General features: G+C 30.6%; 1 protein-coding gene. It reads right to left on the reverse strand.

Features of this window, described 5'->3' with window-relative positions; translation table 11 throughout:
• Window positions 1–325: CtsR family transcriptional regulator (locus J1M37_RS11035; RefSeq protein ID WP_241251066.1), on the reverse strand; the 325-nt coding region annotated here is incomplete at its 3' end.
• Window positions 326–461 lie beyond the last annotated feature (136 nt).

A 461-nucleotide genomic window follows, 5' to 3' on the forward strand; every position in this document is an offset into this window, starting at 1 on the left:
TTATTAACATTTTATCTAAAAGCCCATCAATAATATAATAAGCTTGTTGTTGAGAAATAGAAGGTCCAATCAGCTGAAGCAAATGATTAATATAACCTGTTGCATCTTTATTTTCAATTTTAGTGATTCGGATGTAACCACCACCACCACGTTTACTTTCGATTTCATAACCATGTTCATTAGTGAATCGTGTTTTGATTACATAATTTAATTGTGATGGTACGCAATCAAAACGCTGTGCGATATTCGCTCTCTGAATTTCAACGACATCTTCATTCGACTCTTCAAATAAACGTTTGATGTATTGTTCTATGATGTCAGACATATTGTGCATGTATATCACCCCTTTTTGACCTTCTTTGACTATATTATATGACCTATTTTGACCTTTTTCAATTAATTTGTTTTTATATTTTCAAAAATTTATGATGTTAGCCCTTCCATTTTATTGTATGATAGAT

The organism is Micrococcus sp. KRD012, from assembly GCF_017168555.1.
GTDB lineage: Bacteria > Actinomycetota > Actinomycetes > Actinomycetales > Micrococcaceae > Micrococcus > Micrococcus luteus.